Annotated in this window: 22 protein-coding genes; all 22 read right to left on the bottom strand. The window is 60.7% G+C overall.

All coding sequences use genetic code 11. The features are described 5' to 3' along the window. Positions 1–4: 4 nt before the first annotated feature. Positions 5–1,552: an NADH-quinone oxidoreductase subunit M gene (locus BUB78_RS00485; RefSeq protein ID WP_073193972.1), complete on the bottom strand. Its 1,548-nt coding sequence runs from the start codon at positions 1,550–1,552 to the stop codon at positions 5–7. Then, a complete protein-coding gene (gene nuoL, locus BUB78_RS00480) occupies positions 1,552–3,678 on the bottom strand; it encodes an NADH-quinone oxidoreductase subunit L (RefSeq protein ID WP_073193971.1) in 2,127 nt (708 codons plus the stop codon). Before nuoL ends, BUB78_RS00485 begins: the two co-directional genes overlap by 1 nt. Positions 3,679–3,682: 4 nt before the next feature. Next, positions 3,683–3,988, bottom strand: a complete 306-nt coding sequence (gene nuoK / locus BUB78_RS00475) for an NADH-quinone oxidoreductase subunit NuoK (protein WP_073193970.1) — start codon at positions 3,986–3,988, stop codon at positions 3,683–3,685. Between the two features lie 105 nt (positions 3,989–4,093). After that, positions 4,094–4,702 carry an NADH-quinone oxidoreductase subunit J gene (locus tag BUB78_RS00470; protein WP_073193969.1) on the bottom strand — a complete coding sequence of 203 codons (609 nt, stop codon included), beginning with the start codon at positions 4,700–4,702 and terminating at the stop codon, positions 4,094–4,096. Next, on the bottom strand, positions 4,699–5,112 hold the full coding sequence (locus BUB78_RS00465; RefSeq protein WP_073193968.1) for a carboxymuconolactone decarboxylase family protein: 414 nt from the start codon (positions 5,110–5,112) through the stop codon (positions 4,699–4,701). The genes BUB78_RS00470 and BUB78_RS00465 overlap by 4 nt, the downstream gene beginning before the upstream one ends. After that, the gene (gene nuoI, locus BUB78_RS00460) at positions 5,109–5,603 is read right to left on the bottom strand and encodes an NADH-quinone oxidoreductase subunit NuoI (RefSeq protein WP_073193967.1); all 495 of its coding nucleotides are present in this window, start codon (positions 5,601–5,603) and stop codon (positions 5,109–5,111) included. Before nuoI ends, BUB78_RS00465 begins: the two co-directional genes overlap by 4 nt. Positions 5,604–5,752: 149 nt before the next feature. Then, complete coding sequence (gene nuoH / locus BUB78_RS00455) at positions 5,753–6,790, bottom strand: NADH-quinone oxidoreductase subunit NuoH (protein ID WP_073193966.1); 1,038 nt, start codon at positions 6,788–6,790, stop codon at positions 5,753–5,755. A 7-nt stretch (positions 6,791–6,797) separates the two neighbouring features. Beyond that, on the bottom strand, positions 6,798–7,199 hold the full coding sequence (locus tag BUB78_RS00450; RefSeq protein WP_073193965.1) for a hypothetical protein: 402 nt from the start codon (positions 7,197–7,199) through the stop codon (positions 6,798–6,800). A 2-nt stretch (positions 7,200–7,201) separates the two neighbouring features. Next, entirely contained in the window at positions 7,202–9,190 is a 1,989-nt protein-coding gene (gene nuoG / locus BUB78_RS00445) for an NADH-quinone oxidoreductase subunit NuoG (RefSeq protein ID WP_073193964.1), read from the bottom strand. A gap of 6 nt (positions 9,191–9,196) precedes the next feature. Next, positions 9,197–9,442 (bottom strand): DUF5333 family protein, encoded by a 246-nt coding sequence (locus BUB78_RS21510; protein WP_073193963.1) that lies wholly within the window; start codon positions 9,440–9,442, stop codon positions 9,197–9,199. Continuing rightward, positions 9,442–9,774 (bottom strand): hypothetical protein, encoded by a 333-nt coding sequence (locus BUB78_RS00435; protein WP_073193962.1) that lies wholly within the window; start codon positions 9,772–9,774, stop codon positions 9,442–9,444. The genes BUB78_RS21510 and BUB78_RS00435 overlap by 1 nt, the downstream gene beginning before the upstream one ends. A gap of 97 nt (positions 9,775–9,871) precedes the next feature. Next, positions 9,872–11,167, bottom strand: a complete 1,296-nt coding sequence (gene nuoF / locus BUB78_RS00430) for an NADH-quinone oxidoreductase subunit NuoF (RefSeq protein WP_073193961.1) — start codon at positions 11,165–11,167, stop codon at positions 9,872–9,874. Positions 11,168–11,173: 6 nt separating this feature from the next. Then, positions 11,174–11,413 carry a DUF5337 domain-containing protein gene (locus tag BUB78_RS00425; protein WP_073193960.1) on the bottom strand — a complete coding sequence of 80 codons (240 nt, stop codon included), beginning with the start codon at positions 11,411–11,413 and terminating at the stop codon, positions 11,174–11,176. Then, positions 11,410–12,093, bottom strand: a complete 684-nt coding sequence (locus BUB78_RS00420; RefSeq protein ID WP_073193959.1) for an NADH-quinone oxidoreductase subunit E — start codon at positions 12,091–12,093, stop codon at positions 11,410–11,412. Before BUB78_RS00420 ends, BUB78_RS00425 begins: the two co-directional genes overlap by 4 nt. 36 nt (positions 12,094–12,129) lie before the next feature. Beyond that, a complete protein-coding gene (locus BUB78_RS00415; RefSeq protein WP_073193958.1) occupies positions 12,130–13,347 on the bottom strand; it encodes an NADH-quinone oxidoreductase subunit E in 1,218 nt (405 codons plus the stop codon). After that, positions 13,348–13,629: an NADH dehydrogenase gene (locus BUB78_RS00410; RefSeq protein WP_073193957.1), complete on the bottom strand. Its 282-nt coding sequence runs from the start codon at positions 13,627–13,629 to the stop codon at positions 13,348–13,350. Then, positions 13,626–14,381 (bottom strand): hypothetical protein, encoded by a 756-nt coding sequence (locus BUB78_RS00405; RefSeq protein WP_073193956.1) that lies wholly within the window; start codon positions 14,379–14,381, stop codon positions 13,626–13,628. Before BUB78_RS00405 ends, BUB78_RS00410 begins: the two co-directional genes overlap by 4 nt. Further along, positions 14,381–14,743 carry a hypothetical protein gene (locus tag BUB78_RS00400; RefSeq protein ID WP_073193955.1) on the bottom strand — a complete coding sequence of 121 codons (363 nt, stop codon included), beginning with the start codon at positions 14,741–14,743 and terminating at the stop codon, positions 14,381–14,383. The genes BUB78_RS00405 and BUB78_RS00400 overlap by 1 nt, the downstream gene beginning before the upstream one ends. Further along, the gene (locus BUB78_RS00395) at positions 14,743–15,960 is read right to left on the bottom strand and encodes an NADH-quinone oxidoreductase subunit D (RefSeq protein WP_170865003.1); all 1,218 of its coding nucleotides are present in this window, start codon (positions 15,958–15,960) and stop codon (positions 14,743–14,745) included. Before BUB78_RS00395 ends, BUB78_RS00400 begins: the two co-directional genes overlap by 1 nt. Beyond that, positions 15,960–16,181, bottom strand: coding sequence for a hypothetical protein (locus tag BUB78_RS00390; protein WP_245813316.1), 222 nt, complete (start codon positions 16,179–16,181; stop codon positions 15,960–15,962). The genes BUB78_RS00395 and BUB78_RS00390 overlap by 1 nt, the downstream gene beginning before the upstream one ends. Beyond that, positions 16,178–16,786 (bottom strand): NADH-quinone oxidoreductase subunit C, encoded by a 609-nt coding sequence (locus BUB78_RS00385; RefSeq protein ID WP_073193953.1) that lies wholly within the window; start codon positions 16,784–16,786, stop codon positions 16,178–16,180. The genes BUB78_RS00390 and BUB78_RS00385 overlap by 4 nt, the downstream gene beginning before the upstream one ends. Beyond that, entirely contained in the window at positions 16,783–17,316 is a 534-nt protein-coding gene (locus tag BUB78_RS00380; protein ID WP_073193952.1) for a NuoB/complex I 20 kDa subunit family protein, read from the bottom strand. The genes BUB78_RS00385 and BUB78_RS00380 overlap by 4 nt, the downstream gene beginning before the upstream one ends. Positions 17,317–17,319: the final 3 nt, after the last annotated feature.

Below are 17,319 nucleotides of genomic sequence, written 5' to 3'. Positions count from 1 at the left end.
CGGTTCAATGCGAGGTTTCGGCAACCTGCGTGGCGCTCGACGCCACGGCCTGTGCCGTCTCATAGTTGGAAATCAGCGCCTCGACAGAGGGGCCGGTGATATCGGTGACCAGCCGGGGATAAACCCCGAGCAGCAGCGTCATCACCACCAGCGGTGCAAAGATTGCCCGCTCGCGTTTGCTCATGTCGGTGATGGTCTTGAGGCTTTCCTTGATCAGATCGCCCATCACCACCCGGCGATACAGCCAGAGCGCATAGGCCGCCGACAGGATCACGCCGGTGGTCGCCACCGCCGCCACCCAGGTGTTGACCTGGAAAATCCCGACCAGCGTCAGGAATTCGCCGACAAACCCCGATGTGCCCGGCAGGCCGACATTGGCCATGGTGAAAAACATGAAGATCAGCGCATAGGCCGGCATCCGGTTCACCAGACCGCCATAGGCGTCGATGTCGCGGGTGTGCATCCGGTCATAGATCACGCCGACACACAAGAACAGCGCGCCCGAGATAAAGCCGTGGCTGATCATCTGGAAAATCGCGCCGTCGATGCCCTGTTGGTTGGCGGCAAAAATGCCCATGGTGACATAACCCATATGAGCAACGGATGAATAGGCAATCAGCTTTTTCATGTCTTCCTGCGCAAGCGCGACCAGCGAGGTATAGACAATCGCGATCGCCGACATCCAGAGCACCAGCGGCGTCAGCACCTCTGCCCCGATCGGGAACATCGGCAGGCTGAACCGCAGGAAGCCATAGCCGCCCATCTTGAGCAGGATCGCGGCCAGAACCACCGAGCCGGCCGTCGGCGCCTGAACGTGGGCATCCGGAAGCCAGGTATGCACCGGCCACATCGGCATCTTGACCGCGAAGCTGGCGAAGAAGGCCAGGAACATCAGGGTCTGCATCCCGCCGACGATGTGAATCCCGAGGATCGAAAAGCTGTCGCTGGCGAACTCATGCTTGAGCAGCGCCACAACATCGGTGGTGCCCGCATCCGAGAACATCGCCACCATCGCCACCAGCATCAGCACCGAGCCGAGGAAAGTGTAGAGGAAGAACTTGAACGACGCATAGATCCGCGCCTTGCCGCCCCAGATGCCGATGATCAGGAACATCGGGATCAGGCCGGCCTCGAAGAACAGGTAGAACAGCACCAGATCAAGTGCCATGAACACGCCAAGCATCAGCGTTTCCAGAAGCAGGAAGGCGATCATGTATTCCTTGACCCGGCTGGTCACATTCCACGAGGCCGCAATCGTCAGCGGCATCATGAAGGTGGTCAGCATCACGAAAAGAACGCTGATCCCGTCGACGCCCATCTTGTATTGCAGCCCAAGCAGCCACTCGCGCTGTTCCACGAACTGAAAGCCGGTGTTCGCGGAGTCAAAGTCAAACAGGATGAACAGCGAGACCACGAAGGTCAGCGATGTCGCAATCATCGCCACCCATTTGGCGTTTTTCTGTGCCGCTTCATCTTCGCCGCGCAGGAAGATGGCCAGAATGGCCGCCGCAACCGCAGGGATGAAGGTGACGATGGAAAGAAGGTTGTCCATTAGTTTGCCCCTCCGAAGATCGTCATCCATGTCACCAGGATCACGATCCCGATCACCATGGCGAAGGCATAGGTGAAGATATAGCCAGACTGCGCCCGGCCCGCGAGGCGGGTCAGACGGGGGATAAGCCCCATCGCCACACCATTGAGCGACCCGTCGATGATATCGCCATCGCCGCGCTTCCAAAGGAGATGCCCGAGGGCCTTGGCGGGACGCACGAAGAGAAAGTCATAGATCTCGTCGAAGTACCATTTGTTGAGCAGGAACAGGTAGAGCGGTCGCTGGCTTTCGGCCAGTTTGCCCGGCATGCCCGGGTTCCAGATATAGAACCACAGTGCTGTGACAAAGCCGAGCAACATGGCGATGAACGGGCTGACCTTGACCCAGGTCGGCGCGTGATGCGCGTCGTTCAGTACCGTGTTGTCGGGATGCATGAAGATCGCGCCCTCGGGGGCTGTGCCATGCGCCATTGCCGGTGCGGCGGCGGCGTGCTCGTCGCCCGTTTGCGTGGCCGCCTCGCCATGCCCGGCCTCTGCGGCAGGCGCGTCGTGGCCGGTTGCCGCTTCGCCGTGCCCGGCATCGGCTGTCACCTCATGGGCAGGCATGCCGAAGAATTTGTTGACCTGTTCGTGGCTGCCGAAAAAGCTGTTGTACCAGACCATGCCAGAGAAGATCGCGCCAAGCGCCAGAACGCCAAGTGGCACCAGCATGACCATCGGGCTTTCATGGGCGTGCTCGTGGGTGTGCTTGTCACCGCGCGGCTTGCCAAAGAAGGTCAGGAAGATCAGCCGCCAGCTATAGAAACTGGTGAACAGCGCCGCGATCACCAGCATCCAGAAGGCATAGCCGCCAGCGGTTCCGGCCCAGGCACTCTCGATCACCGCGTCCTTGCTGAGGAAGCCGGCAAAGCCGATATGAGTGAGGGGGATGCCGACACCGGTGATGGCCAGCGTGCCGATCATCATCGCCATGAACGTATAGGGCAGCTTTTTGCGCAGGCCGCCGTAATTGCGCATGTCCTGTTCGTGGTGCATCCCGTGGATCACCGAACCAGCGCCAAGGAACAGCATCGCCTTGAAGAACGCATGCGTCAGCAGGTGGAACATCGCCACCGAATAGACGCCGACACCGGCGGCCACGAACATATAGCCAAGCTGGCTACAGGTCGAATAGGCGATGACGCGTTTGATGTCGTTCTGCACAAGGCCCACGGTCGCCGCGAAAAACGCGGTGCTGGCGCCAAGGAAGACGATAAGCATCTTGGCCTCGGGGGCATATTCCATCAGCGGCGACATCCGGCAGACAAGGAAAACCCCCGCCGTGACCATGGTCGCCGCGTGGATCAGGGCCGACACGGGTGTCGGGCCTTCCATCGCGTCCGGAAGCCAGGTGTGCAGGAAAAGCTGTGCCGATTTGCCCATCGCGCCGATGAACAGCAGGACGGCAATCAGGTTGGCGGCGTTCCACTCGCTCCACAAAAACGTCAGCTGGGTTTCGGCCAGCTGCGGCGCGGCGGCAAAGATGTCGTCGAACTTGATGCTGTCGGTCAGGAAATACAGCGCCATGATCCCGAGCGCAAAGCCAAAGTCACCGATCCGGTTGACCACAAAGGCCTTGATCGCGGCGGCATTGGCGCTTGGCTTGCGATAGTAAAAGCCGATCAGAAGGTAGGAGGCAACGCCAACCCCTTCCCAGCCAAAGAACATCTGCAACAGGTTGTCAGAGGTCACCAGCATCAGCATCGCGAAGGTGAAGAACGACAGGTAGGCAAAGAAGCGCGGGCGATAGCTCTCGCTTTCCTTGAAGTTCTCGTCATGGGCCATGTAGCCCATCGAATAAAGATGCACGAGCGCCGAAACCGTGGTGATCACGATCAGCATGATCGCCGTCAGCCGGTCCAGACGAATGGCCCAGGCGGTATCAAGCGTGCCCGACTGAACCCAGTCGAGAATATGCACGCTATGGGTCACGCCGTCATGGCCCAGAAAGATGATCCAGCTGAGCAGCGCCGACAGGAACAACAGCCCCGTGGTCAGCCATTGCGCGCCGGTGTCACCAATGATCCGCCAGCCAAAGCCCGCGATGATCGCCCCGACAAGAGGCCCGAAGAGGAGAATGGTTTCCATGTCTTCAGCCTTTCATCACGTTGACGTCTTCCACGGCGATGGTGCCGCGGTTCCGGAAAAAACAGACCAGGATGGCGAGGCCAATCGCGGCTTCGGCGGCGGCCACGGTGAGCACGAAAAGCGTGAACACCTGCCCCACCAGATCGCCCAGGAAACTTGAGAAGGCCACGAAGTTGATATTGACCGACAACAGGATCAATTCGATCGACATCAAAAGGATGATCACGTTCTTGCGGTTCAGAAACAGGCCGAAAATGCCTATCACGAATAACGCCGCCGCGACCGTTAGATAATGTTCAAGTCCGATCATGTCTGTCCCTCCGGGCCTTGCCCGTCCGTCTTTTTTATAGGTCCCCGGTGCGGGGGGTGTGCCCCGAACCGCTTGTCTTAATCGCGTCTTAACCGCGCCGTCGGCTCAGAGCCCCTGCCCCGGCTTCACGTCCTTGAGTTCCATCGCCTCGGCCGGATCGCGCCACATCTGGTGAAGCACGTTCTGGCGTTTGACATCCGTGCGATGGCGCAGCGTCAGGACAATTGCCCCGATCATCGCCACCAACAGGATCAGCCCGGAAAGCTGGAACAGCAGGAAGTATTTGTCATAGAGCAGCAGGCCAAGCGCGGCGGTGTTTTCAACCCCTTCGGGGGCCACGGCGGCGCGCGCGCCCATCGCGCCCTCGGAGGCATCCCAGGCGCCAAAGGCAAGGCCAAGCTGCATCATCAGGATCACACCGATCAGCAGGGCCAGCGGCATGTATTTCGCCATCTCGGCCTTGAGTTCGGCAAAATCGACGTCAAGCATCATCACCACGAAGAGGAACAGAACCGCGACCGCGCCCACGTAGACGATGATCAGAAGCATCGCCACGAATTCGGCACCAAGCAGCACGAACAGACCCGCCGCAGAGATAAAGGACAGGATCAGCCACAGAACCGAATGCACCGGGTTCCGGCTGATCACGGTGAACAGCCCCCCGATCAGCAAGGAGACCGCAAACAGATAAAAGGCCATGGCCGCAATCGTCATTTGTCTTTTCCTTTTTCTTCGCTCTCGTCCATCACCTCGCGCGCGAAATCCATCGCGCGGGTCATCGACGGAATACCGGCAAACATCGACATCTGTGCGATGGTTTCGGCGATCTCCTCCTTCGTGGCCCCGGCCTCTAGCGCATGGCGCACGGTCAGGCGGATCTGGGTGTCGCTCTGCGCGCCCAGCATGGTCAGCCCGGCCAGCGTCAGCAAAAGCCGGGTCTTGGCGTCAAGCCCGTCCTTGCTCGCGCCCTTGCCGAAACTCATCTCCATGAATTCCTTGGGCATGGTCGGCCAGAGCTTTTCAAACCCCTTCGGCGAAAAGGATTCGAGCGCGGGATTCATGGCCTTGGCCATTTCCTGCGCCTGGTTCATCATCATTTCAAAGGGGTTTTTTGGATCGGTCATCTGTAAGGTGCATCCATTTCAAGGTTGCGGGCAATCTCGGCTTCCCAACGGTCACCGTTGGCCAAGAGGCGGGACTTGTCGTAAAACAGCTCTTCGCGGGTCTCGGTGGCGAATTCGAAATTCGGCCCCTCGACGATGGCATCCACCGGGCAAGCCTCCTGGCAGAAGCCGCAATAGATGCATTTGGTCATGTCGATGTCATAACGCGTGGTGCGGCGCGATCCGTCATCGCGGGGTTCGGCGTCGATGGTGATCGCCTGCGCCGGGCAAATCGCCTCGCAGAGCTTGCAGGCGATACAGCGCTCTTCGCCATTGGCATAACGGCGCAGCGCATGTTCGCCGCGAAAGCGCGGGGAAAGCGGGCCCTTTTCATGCGGATAGTTCAGCGTCGCCTTGGGCGCGAAAAAGTATTTCAGCCCAAGCTGAAACCCTTTGATAAAGTCCGACAGCAGGAAATATCCCGCCGCGCGCCCGTAATCTATCTTTGCCATGGATCAGCTCCTAACGTCTTGCAAACGGGTCTTGCCCGCGTTTTCGAGGCCATGCAATCGCGTGCAGATCTCTTGCGGGTTGGCAAAAAATCCGACCATGGCCTCGTTTGAGCCTGCATAATGGGTGAGTTCAACCTTGCAATCCATCATCAGCCGCCGATCGCCCAGCGGGCCCAAAAGCCGCCAAAGACTTCGAACTTCGCAAGGAACGACACGATCACCACCCAGCCGATGCTCATCGGAAGGAACACTTTCCAGCCGATCCGCATGAGTTGGTCATAGCGATAGCGCGGCGTGATCGCCTTGACCATGGCGAAGATGAAGAAGAAAAACGCCATCTTGCCGACCATCCAGAGCACCCCATCGGGCAGTCCCGGAATCGGCGAGAGCCAACCGCCAAAGAACAACAGGCTCATCAGCGCGCACATCAGGAAGATGGCGATATATTCACCAGCCATGAACAGCAGGAAGGGCGTGCTCGAATACTCCACCTGATAGCCGGCCACCAGTTCCGATTCCGCCTCGGGAAGGTCGAAGGGCGGGCGGTTGGTTTCGGCCAAAGCGCTGATGAAGAACAGGAAGACCATCGGGAAATGCGGCAGCCAGTACCAGCCGAAAAAGCCATATCCGGTGTCCTGCGCGCGCACGATTTCGCCAAAGTTGAGCGAGCCGGTCGAGATGATCACCCCGATGATGATCAGTCCGATGCTGACCTCATAGGAAATCATCTGCGCCGCCGAGCGCAAAGACCCTAGGAACGGGTACTTCGAGTTGCTGGCCCAGCCCCCCATGATCACACCGTAGACCTCAAGCGAGGAGACCGCGAAGACGAAAAGCACCGCCACGTTGATATCCGACAGCACCCAGCCATCGTTGAACGGAATGACCGCCCAGGCCAGGATCGCCAGAACGAAGCTCGTCATCGGCGCCAGCATGAACACAGCCTTGTCGGCGCCGGCGGGCACCACGATTTCCTTGACGACGTATTTCAGAGCATCCGCCACCGATTGCAGGATGCCAAAGGCCCCCACCACGTTGGGCCCGCGCCGCATCTGCACCGCCGCCCAGATCTTGCGGTCGCCGTAAACCAGGAACAACAACGAGATCATGACAAAGGCCACGACGGCCAGACATTGCGCCACGATCAGCACTGCGATCCCAAGCGGGGTTGTAAAGAATTCAGACATCAGGCCCTCACACCATCGGTATTCCATTTTCCGCACAATTGGCGGCGACGACTTCGGCGTCGATTGTCTTCAGACCTCGGGGCAATGCCGCCGAGATGGTATAGATCGCATCGCCGCGCCAGACGCCACCCTCTTCGGCGAGATTCGTGCGCAGATGGCGCGCAAATCCATAGCCGCGGATCAAAGCGTATTGCGCCGCGGCGCATTCGGCATAGCGATCGACATCCTCGCGGCCACGCGCACCGCGCATGCTCACGTGGAAATTCACCAGATCCCCATCCAAAAGCCGCGTCTCAACCCCACCGTAATCGGGTTGAAACGCTGCGCCATTGCCTGCGCCGGCCTCGGCGCAGCCACTCAGCCCCCCCAAAAGGGAGAGCGCCACAGGCGTTATGAGGCCCGCGCGCATCTTCACTCTGCGGCAAGCGGGCTTGCGGCCCGTGCCTTGGCATTGGCGCTCAGCGTGCCCATCACCTCGCTTGCGCGCGCAATCGGGTTGCTCAGGTAGAAATCCGACACGGCGGTGCGGAAATCGGCCCTACCAAGTTTGGCCGTGGCTAGCGGTTGCCAGTCGTTTTCGGGCACCTTGTCGATCTTTTTGAGATGCGGCACCTCTTTGATCAGCGCCTTGCGCAGTTGCGCGATGCTGTCATAGCCAAGCACCGCCCCGATTTCACCCGACAGCGCGCGCAGCACGGCCCAGTTTTCCTTGGCCTCGCCCGGCGCAAACCCGGCGCGCAGCGCCAGTTGCGGGCGCCCTTCGGTGTTGACAAACAGGCCCTGTTCCTCGGTATAGGCGGCCCCCGGCAGGATCACGTCGGCGCGATGTGCGCCGCGATCGCCGTGGCTTCCCTGGTAGATCACGAACGGCCCGGCGGCGATCTCAACCTCGTCGGCGCCAAGGTTATAGATCACATCGGCGCCCTCGATGGCGGCCTCAAGACCGCCCTCGGTCACCGCGCCCACATCCATCGCGCCAACCCGTCCAGCGGCGCTGTGCAGCACCAGCATCCGGCCCGAAAGTGCCATGGCGGCAGCCAGAACCGCTTCGCCGTCCGCCTCGCGCAGCGCGCCCTGGCCAACGATCACGATTGCGTCCTCGGGCACGCTCAAGCCGTCAAGCGCGGCACGGTCGGTGCCGGCATGGGCATAGTCATAGGTCAGATCAATCGCAGGGCCGACCACCGTGACGTTCGCGCCATTGATCCAGGCGCGGCGCATGCGGGCATTGAGCACCGGCGCCTCGACCACCGGGTCGGTGCCGATCAGAACGATATTCTTTGCATTATCAAGGTCTTCGATGGCGACATTGCCGACATAGGCGCTTCGGTTGCCGATGGGCAAGCGGGCCTTGTCGGTGCGGCATTCAACCTGTCCGCCCTGCCCCTCGACCAGTTGCTTGAGCGCAAACGCCGCCTCGACCGGCACCAGATCACCGACCAGACCCGCAACTTTCCTGGCGCCCTTGATTGCCTCAGAGGCCTTGGCAAGCGCCTCGCCCCATGTGGCCGGGCGCAGCTTGCCGTTTTCACGGATATAGGGCTTGTCCAGCCGCTGACGGCGCAGACCGTCCCAGACAAAGCGGGTCTTGTCAGAAATCCATTCCTCGTTCACGCCATCATGGTTGCGCGGCAGAATGCGCATCACTTCGCGGCCCTTGCAATCAACCCGGATATTGCTGCCAAGCGCGTCCATCACGTCGATGGTTTCGGTCTTGGTCAACTCCCAGGGCCGCGCGGTGAAGGCATAGGGCTTGCTGACAAGCGCGCCAACCGGGCAGAGATCGATGATATTGCCCTGAAGGTTGCTGTTGAGGGTCTGGCCCAGATAGCTTGTGATCTCGGCATCTTCGCCGCGACCGGTCTGGCCCATCTGCATGATGCCGGCCACCTCAGAGGTGAACCGCACACAGCGGGTGCAGGAAATGCAGCGCGTCATGTGGGTTTCGACCAGCGGGCCAAGATCAAGGTCTTCGCTGGCGCGCTTGGGCTCGCGATAGCGGCTGAAGTCGACGCCATAGGCCATCGCCTGATCCTGAAGATCGCATTCGCCGCCCTGATCGCAGATCGGGCAATCCAGCGGGTGGTTGATAAGCAGGAATTCCATCACGCCTTCGCGGGCCTTCTTGACCATCGGGCTGTTGGTTTTCACCACCGGCGGCTGGCCTTCGGGGCCGGGGCGCAAGTCCTTGACCTGCATGGCGCAGCTGGCCGCCGGTTTGGGCGGCCCGCCGACGACCTCGACCAGACACATCCGGCAGTTGCCGGCAATCGACAGCCGCTCGTGATAGCAAAACCGCGGCACTTCAACGCCAGCGACCTCACAGGCCTGGATCAGGGTCATTGCCCCTTCTACCTCGATCTCCTGATCGTCGATGATGATCTTGCGTAGGTCAGACATCTGTTCTCACTTTGCTTTCAGAAGACCCCCGATCCTGCTGGAGCGTGCACTCTCGCTATGGCCGAGAGTGCAGAGCGCCGCCGGATCGGACGGGTTCAGTCCTTTGGATTTTTCGTATTTCTCGCCGCGCACAGACAGGCATGCCTTTGCATCGCGGCCCCGGACATAGGTCCGGATCTTTGCGTCGCAGATCGGCTGCAACGCGATTGCCGTAGAAGAAACAGCCGCGTCAGCCCCGGGTATAAATTGCATCACGACCATATTATGCATCTTCCAGTCACCGACACCGTATCGCCCGAGCGGCCGTAGATCGGCCCTTGCCCTTCGGCCACGCCGACCCATTCGATTTCGGAGGTGCCAAAACTTTCCAGACAATAGCGCGTCGCCTCATGCAGAGCGGCCTTCTGCGCGCCCTCAATCCCGCGCGAGGCGCGCCGCACCGAGGCGGTGAAGTTGCGGCGGTCGTCCTTTTCGGCCCGCGTCTTGGGAGGATAGTAATTCCCCTCGAAATAGACGCGTTCCGACCGCTCGGCGCAGGCACCAAGCATCAAAACCGCCAGCGCTATCATCACCGCATGTTTCATGCCCGTGCCTCCTGCGGTGCAAGGGTCGGCCGCGTCAGGGTCAGAGCGCAAAGCCCCGCCATCGTGAGCCCGAATGTTACAAAGATGCCCATCATGCTCACTCTGCTGCCACCGCGCTGACGCGGCCGGTGCGTTTGGCCTTGATGCGATCCTCGATTTCGTCGCGGAAGTTGCGGATCAGCCCCTGAATCGGCCAGGCCGCCGCATCGCCGAGGGCACAGATCGTGTGGCCCTCTACCTGTTTTGTCACGTCCAGAAGCATGTCGATCTCTTCGACCTCGGCCTCGCCGCGCACCAGACGATCCATCACCCGCATCATCCAGCCGGTGCCCTCGCGGCAGGGCGTGCACTGGCCACAGCTTTCGTGCTTGTAGAATTTCGACAACCGCCAGATCGCCTTGATGATGTCGGTCGACTGATCCATCACGATCACCGCCGCGGTGCCAAGGCCCGAACGCTGTTCGCGCAGGTAATCAAAATCCATGATCGCCTCGCGCATGAACTCGCCCCGGATGCAAGGCACCGACGAGCCGCCCGGAATGACCGCCTTGAGGTTATCCCAGCCGCCGCGAATACCGCCGCAATGCTTTTCGATCAGCTCTTCAAAACTGATAGACATCGCCTCTTCGACAACGCAGGGGTTGTTCACATGACCGCTGATCGCGAAAAGCTTGGTGCCGGAGTTGTTGGCCCGCCCAAAGCCCGCGAACCAGTCCGGGCCGCGCCGCAGGATCGTGGGCACGACGGCAATCGATTCAACGTTGTTGACCGTGGTCGGGCAGCCGTAAAGCCCCGCGCCTGCTGGAAACGGCGGCTTCATGCGCGGCATGCCCTTCTTGCCTTCAAGGCTTTCCAGAAGCGCGGTTTCCTCGCCACAGATATAGGCGCCGGCGCCGTGATGCAGGTAGATGTCGAAATCCCAGCCCGACTTGCAGGCGTTCTTGCCCACAAGACCAGCCTCATAGGCCTCGTCAATCGCGGCCTGAAGCGCCTCGCGCTCGCGGATATATTCGCCGCGAATGTAGATATAGCACGCATGCGCCTGCATCGCGAAAGACGCGATCAGACAGCCCTCGATCAGGGTGTGCGGATCATGGCGCATGATCTCGCGGTCCTTGCAGGTGCCGGGCTCGGATTCATCGGCATTGACCACAAGATAACTTGGCCGCCCGTCGCTTTCCTTGGGCATGAACGACCACTTGAGACCGGTGGGAAAACCCGCGCCGCCCCGGCCCCGAAGCCCGCTGGCCTTCATCTGATTGACGATCCAGTCGCGCCCGTTCTGCAAAATCTTTGCCGTTCCATCCCAATGACCCCGGGCAATCGCGCCTTTCAGGCTACGATCGTGCATCCCGTAGATATTGGTAAAGATACGGTCCTGGTCCTTCAGCATAAGGCTCTACCTCTGATTATCCTGGCGCAGCCGCCAGATTTGATAGGTCACCACCAACGCCCATATGAGCGCGGCAATCGCGGCAAGATCGAACAGAAAGACAAACCGTACCGGCCAGCCCATCTGTCCCCCCAGCCATTGGGCAGCCAGCCAGATCAGCATGGTCGCCGCAATGACCACACCGGCGGTGCGGCCCTTGCGTGCCATCTGTTGATCTTTCTCGCGCTCGCCCATCGCTTGCATCATCCTTCGTATACGCCGCCCTTGGCGACGCGTTTGGAAAACTCGGTCTCACCGCCCGCCGCCAGCACCTTGGCCTGCTCGACCCAGTTGTCGCGGCTGACCCGGCCCTTGAACCCCTTGAGGTTCTGGTCGACCCAAGTCACCTCGTCTGCACCCCAGCCGGCGATCTGGTCAAAGTGGTAAAAGCCAAGCTCGTTGCACAGTTGCTCAAGTTTCGGCCCGACGCCCTTGATCTGCTTGAGATCATCGGCCTTGCCGCCTTTGGGTGCGCTCAGGGCCTGGGGGCGCGTTCCGGCCCCTGCCGGTGAACCGCTTGCCTCGGGCTTTGCCTTGGGCGCCGACACACTTTCTTCACCGTTTGGCGTCGTGTCCGGTTTCACCGCCGTCGCGCCGCTCTCTGCCGCCGGGGGGGCTGTTCTGGGCGCGGTCGCGACCGTGGTGGTCGGCTCTGCCGCCGGGGTCGTGGCATCCGTGCCCTCGCGGCCGCGATCCTCCGACGTCTGGCCGGTACAGATCAACCGCGTGGTCACGAGGCCGAAAAACGCGGCACAGGCCAGACCCAACAGCAGCGCGGCCAAAAAGCCAACCGCGCCGGATGTCGACCATAGAACCAGCACGCCGACCACGACGGCCAGTCCCCAGCAAACAAGCTGGCAGGTGCCTAATTTCGATCTGTCCAACATAACAAGTTACCCCCTGTGGATTTCAAGCAGGCGCGGTCAATAAATGCCGCCCTTCTTGGCCCGGGCAGAGAACTCCGTCTCTTTCCCCTCAGCCAGCAATTTCGCCTGCTCAACCCAAGTGTCCCGGCTGACCCGCCCCTTGAAGCCTTCAAGGTTCTGATCGACCCAGCTAACCTCGTCCTCCGTCCATTTTGCAATCTGATCAAAGTGGTAAAAGCCCATGTCATTCAGCAGCTTTTCAAGCTTTGGCCCAACGCCCTTGATCATCTTGAGATCATCCGCCCCTGATTTGCGCGGGGCTTTCATCATGCGGGGCTTTTTGCCCGGCCCGGTCGGCGCCTCTGGCTCTGCCGGGGTTTTCACCGGCTTGGCGGCCGGTTTGACGGCTGGCTTCGCCTTGGTCTTGGCCTGTGCCTCGGCCTTGGTGGCACCGGTCACATCGGCCTTTGCCTTGGCCGCCGGTTTGGGCGCCTTGGCCTTGGCGCTCACATCGACCGGCGCCTCATTCTGCTTGACCGAGGGCGCGGCGGGCTTGTGATTGGCCCCCTTGTCTCGCCAGGGCGTCAGGATCGGCACCTCGGTGCCATCAATCCGCTTGACGGTGTCGCCAATGTCGCTGGCCAGTTGTGCGCTTGCATTGTATTTGGCACGGCCACTGTCAAACTCGGTCAGGCTGGTGAGGCCGGATTTCGGCTCGGCGGCATAGCGGCCATTTTGCGGGCCCGGTGTGGGCACCTTGCCGGCGGCCAGATCGTCGATCATCTGCGCGAAACCCTCGGCGGTCAGATCCTCATAGTAATCCTTGCCGATCTGGGCCATCGGCGCGTTGGCGCAGGCGCCAAGGCATTCGACCTCTTCCCAGGAAAACTTGCCATCCGCCGACAGTTCATGCGCGCGCGGGGCGATCTTTTCGCGACAGACCGCGATCAGATCCTCGGCGCCGCAGATCATGCAGGTGGTGGTGCCACAGACCTGAATATGCGCCACGGTCCCGACCGGCTGAAGCTGGAACATGAAATAGAAGGTCGCCACTTCGAGGGCGCGGATATAATCCATGCCAAGCATATCGGCGACATGCTCGATCGCCGGACGGCTGAGCCAGCTTTCCTGTTCCTGCGCGCGCCAGAGCAGCGGAATGATCGCGCTGGCCTGACGGCCCTCGGGGTATTTGCTGATCTGCCCTTCGGCCCACTCCTGGTTGGCGGGGGTGAAGGCAAAGCTTTCGGGCTGCTCGTGATGAAGACGGCGTAGCATCTATGCACAGGCTCCTGTGGTCAGTTTGACGCCCCCGTCGGCAAGCCGCTCGGCCCCGCCGGAGGTAAGTTTATAGGCCGTGATATCGAGCACCTGCTGACGGGTCAGCCCGGTCTGGAATTCGACCGGAAGGTAATCGGATTCACCGACCAGCGTACATCCGACACTGGCGACAGCCGTGTCATAGGCCGCGATGTCCTGGGTCGACACGCCTTGCGGCGGCAGGGCACAGGCGGCGGTCAGTCCAAGGCAGGCCCCGGCGAATACTGTCTTGCGCATCATTGGGCACATAGCTCCTTGTTAATCGTCAGTGTATCGGCGTCGGTATCCATGACAGCCTCGCCCTCGGCGAGCATCTTGCCAATCACCGGGCGCATTTCCTTGACCGAAAAGCCCGCTGCGGGAAGCTTGTTATCGGCTTCGCCACGGGTCATGGAACAGCCTTCGGTCACCATGAAGGCCAGAAAGTCCTGGCGCAGTTGCCCAGCACTGCGCGGCGCGGCCTTGAGGGTCGGCGCGCTGTTGACCATGCCCGCCGAGAGGCCCTTGAACGTGTCGCACAGGCCCTGTTCAAGATAGACCGCCTTCTCATCCTCGGAGAGACGAACTTCGCTCATCCGCAGCATCTTTTCCATCAGCAAACGCACTTCGGCCATCTCGACGCCGACCCGGCCAAGCAGGGTTGGTGCCTGCTCGGTAGTCATCACGCAGTTATTGTCGGCCAGGGCCGCGAAAAATCGTTCGCGCCCGGAATAATCAAGCTTGCCACCGCAGGCCCCGCCAAAGACCACCAATTGCCCATCCATGATGCGCGCGCGCTCTTCCTCGACCAGGCGTTCGGTGATCGCCTTGGTTTCGGCCATATCGTCAAACCCGGCCTCTGGCATGATCACATTGGCGCGGTGCGGTGACATGCGACAGCCGTTTTCGGCCATGACCGCGACAAAGGCCTCGATCCGATCGGAGCTTACGGTTTGTGCCTGCACCAGAGCGGGCAAGGTCGCCAAAGCCAGTCCAAACATGACGTTTCTCATCAAGCGCCCTGCCCCATTGCTTTCATGGCGACAATTGCCACGATCAGTCCCGCCACACCGGCGCTGACATGCTTGGCAATCGGAAATCCGCCGCGCGCATAAATCCATGCATCGTGAAAGCTGGTATAGGCAAACACCGCAAACAGCACCGCAATCACCTTGAGGTCACCATAAAGCGTCGCCGCAAGGGCCAGTACAACCATGCCGACATAGCGATCCGCCATCACCTCGGGCAGTTTTTCCAGCCGATGCGTGGTCTGCGCCATCCCTGCCACCGGGTCGCGCAGAAACAGGGCCGCAAGCGCCCCCGTCACCAGCACCCCTGCGCCCGAAAGCGCTATGGCAAGGCTTGTCAGCGTCATTAGCGGTCAATCTCCCCAAAGACGACATCCATCGTTCCGATGATCGCCGCCACATCGGCAAGCTGATGACCGCTGGCGATGTGGTCCATCGCCTGAAGATGCAAAAAGCCCGGTGCGCGAATCTTGGCGCGGTAGGGTTTGTTGGTGCCATCGGCCACAAGGTAAACGCCGAACTCGCCCTTGGGCGCCTCGACCGCGGCATAAACCTCGCCTGCGGGGACGTGAAAGCCCTCGGTGTAAAGCTTGAAGTGGTGAATGAGCGCCTCCATCGAGGTTTTCATCTCGCCGCGCGAGGGGGGCGTGATCTTGCCTCGGGCAAGCACATCGCCCTGCCCCTCGGGGGCGCGCAGCTTTTCAATCGCCTGATGGATGATCAGCAGCGACTGGCGCATTTCCTCCATCCGGACAAGATAGCGGTCATAGCAATCGCCGTTCTTGCCGACGGGAATCTGGAACTCGAACTCGTCATAGCATTCATAGGGCTGCGCGCGGCGCAAATCCCAGGCCATGCCAGAGCCGCGCACCATGACGCCGGAAAAGCCCCAGTCCAGCGCCTCTTGCTCGCTCACCACGCCGATATCGGCGTTGCGTTGCTTGAAGATGCGGTTTTCGGTCAAAAGCCCGTCAATATCGGCAAGAACGCGCGGGAACTCCCTGGCCCATGTCTCGATGTCGTCGATCAGGTCGGGCGGCAGATCCTGATGCACGCCGCCGGGCCGGAAATAGGCCGCATGCAGACGCGCACCGCAGGCCCGCTCGTAAAAGCACATCAGCTTTTCGCGTTCTTCAAACCCCCAGAGCGGCGGCGTCAGAGCGCCCACATCCATCGCCTGCGTGGTGACGTTGAGCAGGTGATTGAGGATACGGCCAATCTCGGAATAAAGCACCCGGATCAGCGAGGCGCGACGCGGCACTTCGACACCGGTCAGCTTTTCGATCACCAGACACCAGGCATGTTCCTGATTCATCGGCGCCACGTAATCGAGCCGGTCGAAATACGGCAGATTTTGCAGATAGGTGCGCGATTCCATCAGCTTTTCGGTGCCACGGTGCAGCAGGCCGATATGCGGATCGCAACGCTCGACAATCTCGCCGTCAAGCTCAAGCACAAGGCGCAAAACACCATGCGCTGCAGGGTGTTGCGGGCCGAAGTTGATGTTGAAATTGCGGATTTTCTGTTCGCCGGTCACGGCGTCATCGAATTTGGTGCCGTCCATCATGACCGCCCTCCGTCAAGCTTGTCCCGGAACGCCATGACCCACAAAAGGATCAACGCCCCAAGAGGGATGACGGCCACGATCGCCACCCAGTTGAGGATTCCGAACTTTGGCAGCAAGCGCCAGAACGGGATCACCAACAGCGCCGCAAAGATCACCATGAAAATCAGCCCGCCGCCGCCCATGCCGTAACCGCCCATGCCAAATCCACCGCCCATCATTTCGCCCCCTCTTTCTTTTCATCGCCCGGAAGGATGTATTCGGCACCTTCCCATGGGCTCATGAAATCAAACTGGCGGTATTCCTGCACAAGGCTGACGGGTTCATAGACGACGCGCTTGTGCACCTCGTCATAGCGCACCTCGGTATAGCCGGTGGTCGGGAAATCCTTGCGCAGCGGATGACCGCGAAAGCCGTAATCTGTCAGAATACGGCGCAGATCGGGATGACCCGAGAACAGGATGCCGAACATATCGAAAACTTCGCGCTCGAACCAGTTGGCGGCCGGGTACACCTCGGTGATCGAGGGCACCATATCATCGGACCGCACGGCCACGCGAAGGCGGATGCGGTGGTTTTGATACATGCTCAGCAGGTGATATACCACGTCATAGCGCTTGGCCCGCTCGGGGTAATCGACGGCGGTGATATCCACCAGCGAGGAAAACGCACAGTTCTGATCGGTTTTCAGAAACTCGACCAGCCCGGCGATGTTGGACAGGGCCACATCTACGTTCAGCTCGCCATGGGCAATCTCCCAGCCGATCACGCAATCGCCACGCTTGGCCTCGACATAGCCGCCCAGTTCTTTCAGTGCCTGACTCATCTGATAATTGTCCCCGTCCGGCGAATTTTACGCTGCAATTGCAGGATGCCATAGACAAGCGCCTCTGCGGTCGGCGGACAGCCGGGCACGTAGATATCGACCGGCACAATCCGGTCACAGCCGCGTACCACCGAATAGCTATAGTGGTAATAACCGCCGCCATTGGCGCAGGAGCCCATCGAGATCACATAGCGCGGTTCCGGCATCTGGTCGTAAACCTTGCGCAGCGCCGGGGCCATCTTGTTGGTCAGCGTGCCGGCCACGATCATCACGTCCGACTGGCGCGGGCTGGCGCGCGGGGCAAAGCCGAACCGCTCGACATCATAGCGCGGCATCGCCGTGTGCATCATCTCGACCGCGCAGCAGGCCAGACCAAAGGTCATCCAGTGCAAGCTCCCGGTGCGCGCCCAGTTGATGATGTCCTCGGTCGAGGTCAGCAGAAAACCCTTGTCCTGCAAGTCGGCATTCAGGGCCTGTGTCGCCACTTCGCGATCCGGCCCCGCCGTGTTGGCGCCTGTCATCACACCCATTGC

The organism is Roseovarius marisflavi, assembly GCF_900142625.1.
Classification (GTDB): Bacteria; Pseudomonadota; Alphaproteobacteria; order Rhodobacterales; family Rhodobacteraceae; genus Roseovarius; species Roseovarius marisflavi.
This window is presented reverse-complemented; position numbering and strand designations above follow the sequence as displayed.

Bases quoted from the DNA above. Each gene is read 5' to 3' on its own strand.
- BUB78_RS00485 (WP_073193972.1), bottom strand. From the start codon at position 1,552: ATGGACAACCTTCTTTCCATCGTCACCTTCATCCCTGCGGTTGCGGCG.
- nuoL (WP_073193971.1), bottom strand. From the start codon at position 3,678: ATGGAAACCATTCTCCTCTTCGGGCCTCTTGTCGGGGCGATCATCGCG.
- nuoK (WP_073193970.1), bottom strand. From the start codon at position 3,988: ATGATCGGACTTGAACATTATCTAACGGTCGCGGCGGCGTTATTCGTG.
- BUB78_RS00470 (WP_073193969.1), bottom strand. From the start codon at position 4,702: ATGACGATTGCGGCCATGGCCTTTTATCTGTTTGCGGTCTCCTTGCTG.
- BUB78_RS00465 (WP_073193968.1), bottom strand. From the start codon at position 5,112: ATGACCGATCCAAAAAACCCCTTTGAAATGATGATGAACCAGGCGCAG.
- nuoI (WP_073193967.1), bottom strand. From the start codon at position 5,603: ATGGCAAAGATAGATTACGGGCGCGCGGCGGGATATTTCCTGCTGTCG.
- nuoH (WP_073193966.1), bottom strand. From the start codon at position 6,790: ATGTCTGAATTCTTTACAACCCCGCTTGGGATCGCAGTGCTGATCGTG.
- BUB78_RS00450 (WP_073193965.1), bottom strand. From the start codon at position 7,199: ATGCGCGCGGGCCTCATAACGCCTGTGGCGCTCTCCCTTTTGGGGGGG.
- nuoG (WP_073193964.1), bottom strand. From the start codon at position 9,190: ATGTCTGACCTACGCAAGATCATCATCGACGATCAGGAGATCGAGGTA.
- BUB78_RS21510 (WP_073193963.1), bottom strand. From the start codon at position 9,442: ATGCAATTTATACCCGGGGCTGACGCGGCTGTTTCTTCTACGGCAATC.
- BUB78_RS00435 (WP_073193962.1), bottom strand. From the start codon at position 9,774: ATGAAACATGCGGTGATGATAGCGCTGGCGGTTTTGATGCTTGGTGCC.
- nuoF (WP_073193961.1), bottom strand. From the start codon at position 11,167: ATGCTGAAGGACCAGGACCGTATCTTTACCAATATCTACGGGATGCAC.
- BUB78_RS00425 (WP_073193960.1), bottom strand. From the start codon at position 11,413: ATGATGCAAGCGATGGGCGAGCGCGAGAAAGATCAACAGATGGCACGC.
- BUB78_RS00420 (WP_073193959.1), bottom strand. From the start codon at position 12,093: ATGTTGGACAGATCGAAATTAGGCACCTGCCAGCTTGTTTGCTGGGGA.
- BUB78_RS00415 (WP_073193958.1), bottom strand. From the start codon at position 13,347: ATGCTACGCCGTCTTCATCACGAGCAGCCCGAAAGCTTTGCCTTCACC.
- BUB78_RS00410 (WP_073193957.1), bottom strand. From the start codon at position 13,629: ATGATGCGCAAGACAGTATTCGCCGGGGCCTGCCTTGGACTGACCGCC.
- BUB78_RS00405 (WP_073193956.1), bottom strand. From the start codon at position 14,381: ATGAGAAACGTCATGTTTGGACTGGCTTTGGCGACCTTGCCCGCTCTG.
- BUB78_RS00400 (WP_073193955.1), bottom strand. From the start codon at position 14,743: ATGACGCTGACAAGCCTTGCCATAGCGCTTTCGGGCGCAGGGGTGCTG.
- BUB78_RS00395 (WP_170865003.1), bottom strand. From the start codon at position 15,960: ATGGACGGCACCAAATTCGATGACGCCGTGACCGGCGAACAGAAAATC.
- BUB78_RS00390 (WP_245813316.1), bottom strand. From the start codon at position 16,181: ATGATGGGCGGTGGATTTGGCATGGGCGGTTACGGCATGGGCGGCGGC.
- BUB78_RS00385 (WP_073193953.1), bottom strand. From the start codon at position 16,786: ATGAGTCAGGCACTGAAAGAACTGGGCGGCTATGTCGAGGCCAAGCGT.
- BUB78_RS00380 (WP_073193952.1), bottom strand. From the start codon at position 17,316: ATGGGTGTGATGACAGGCGCCAACACGGCGGGGCCGGATCGCGAAGTG.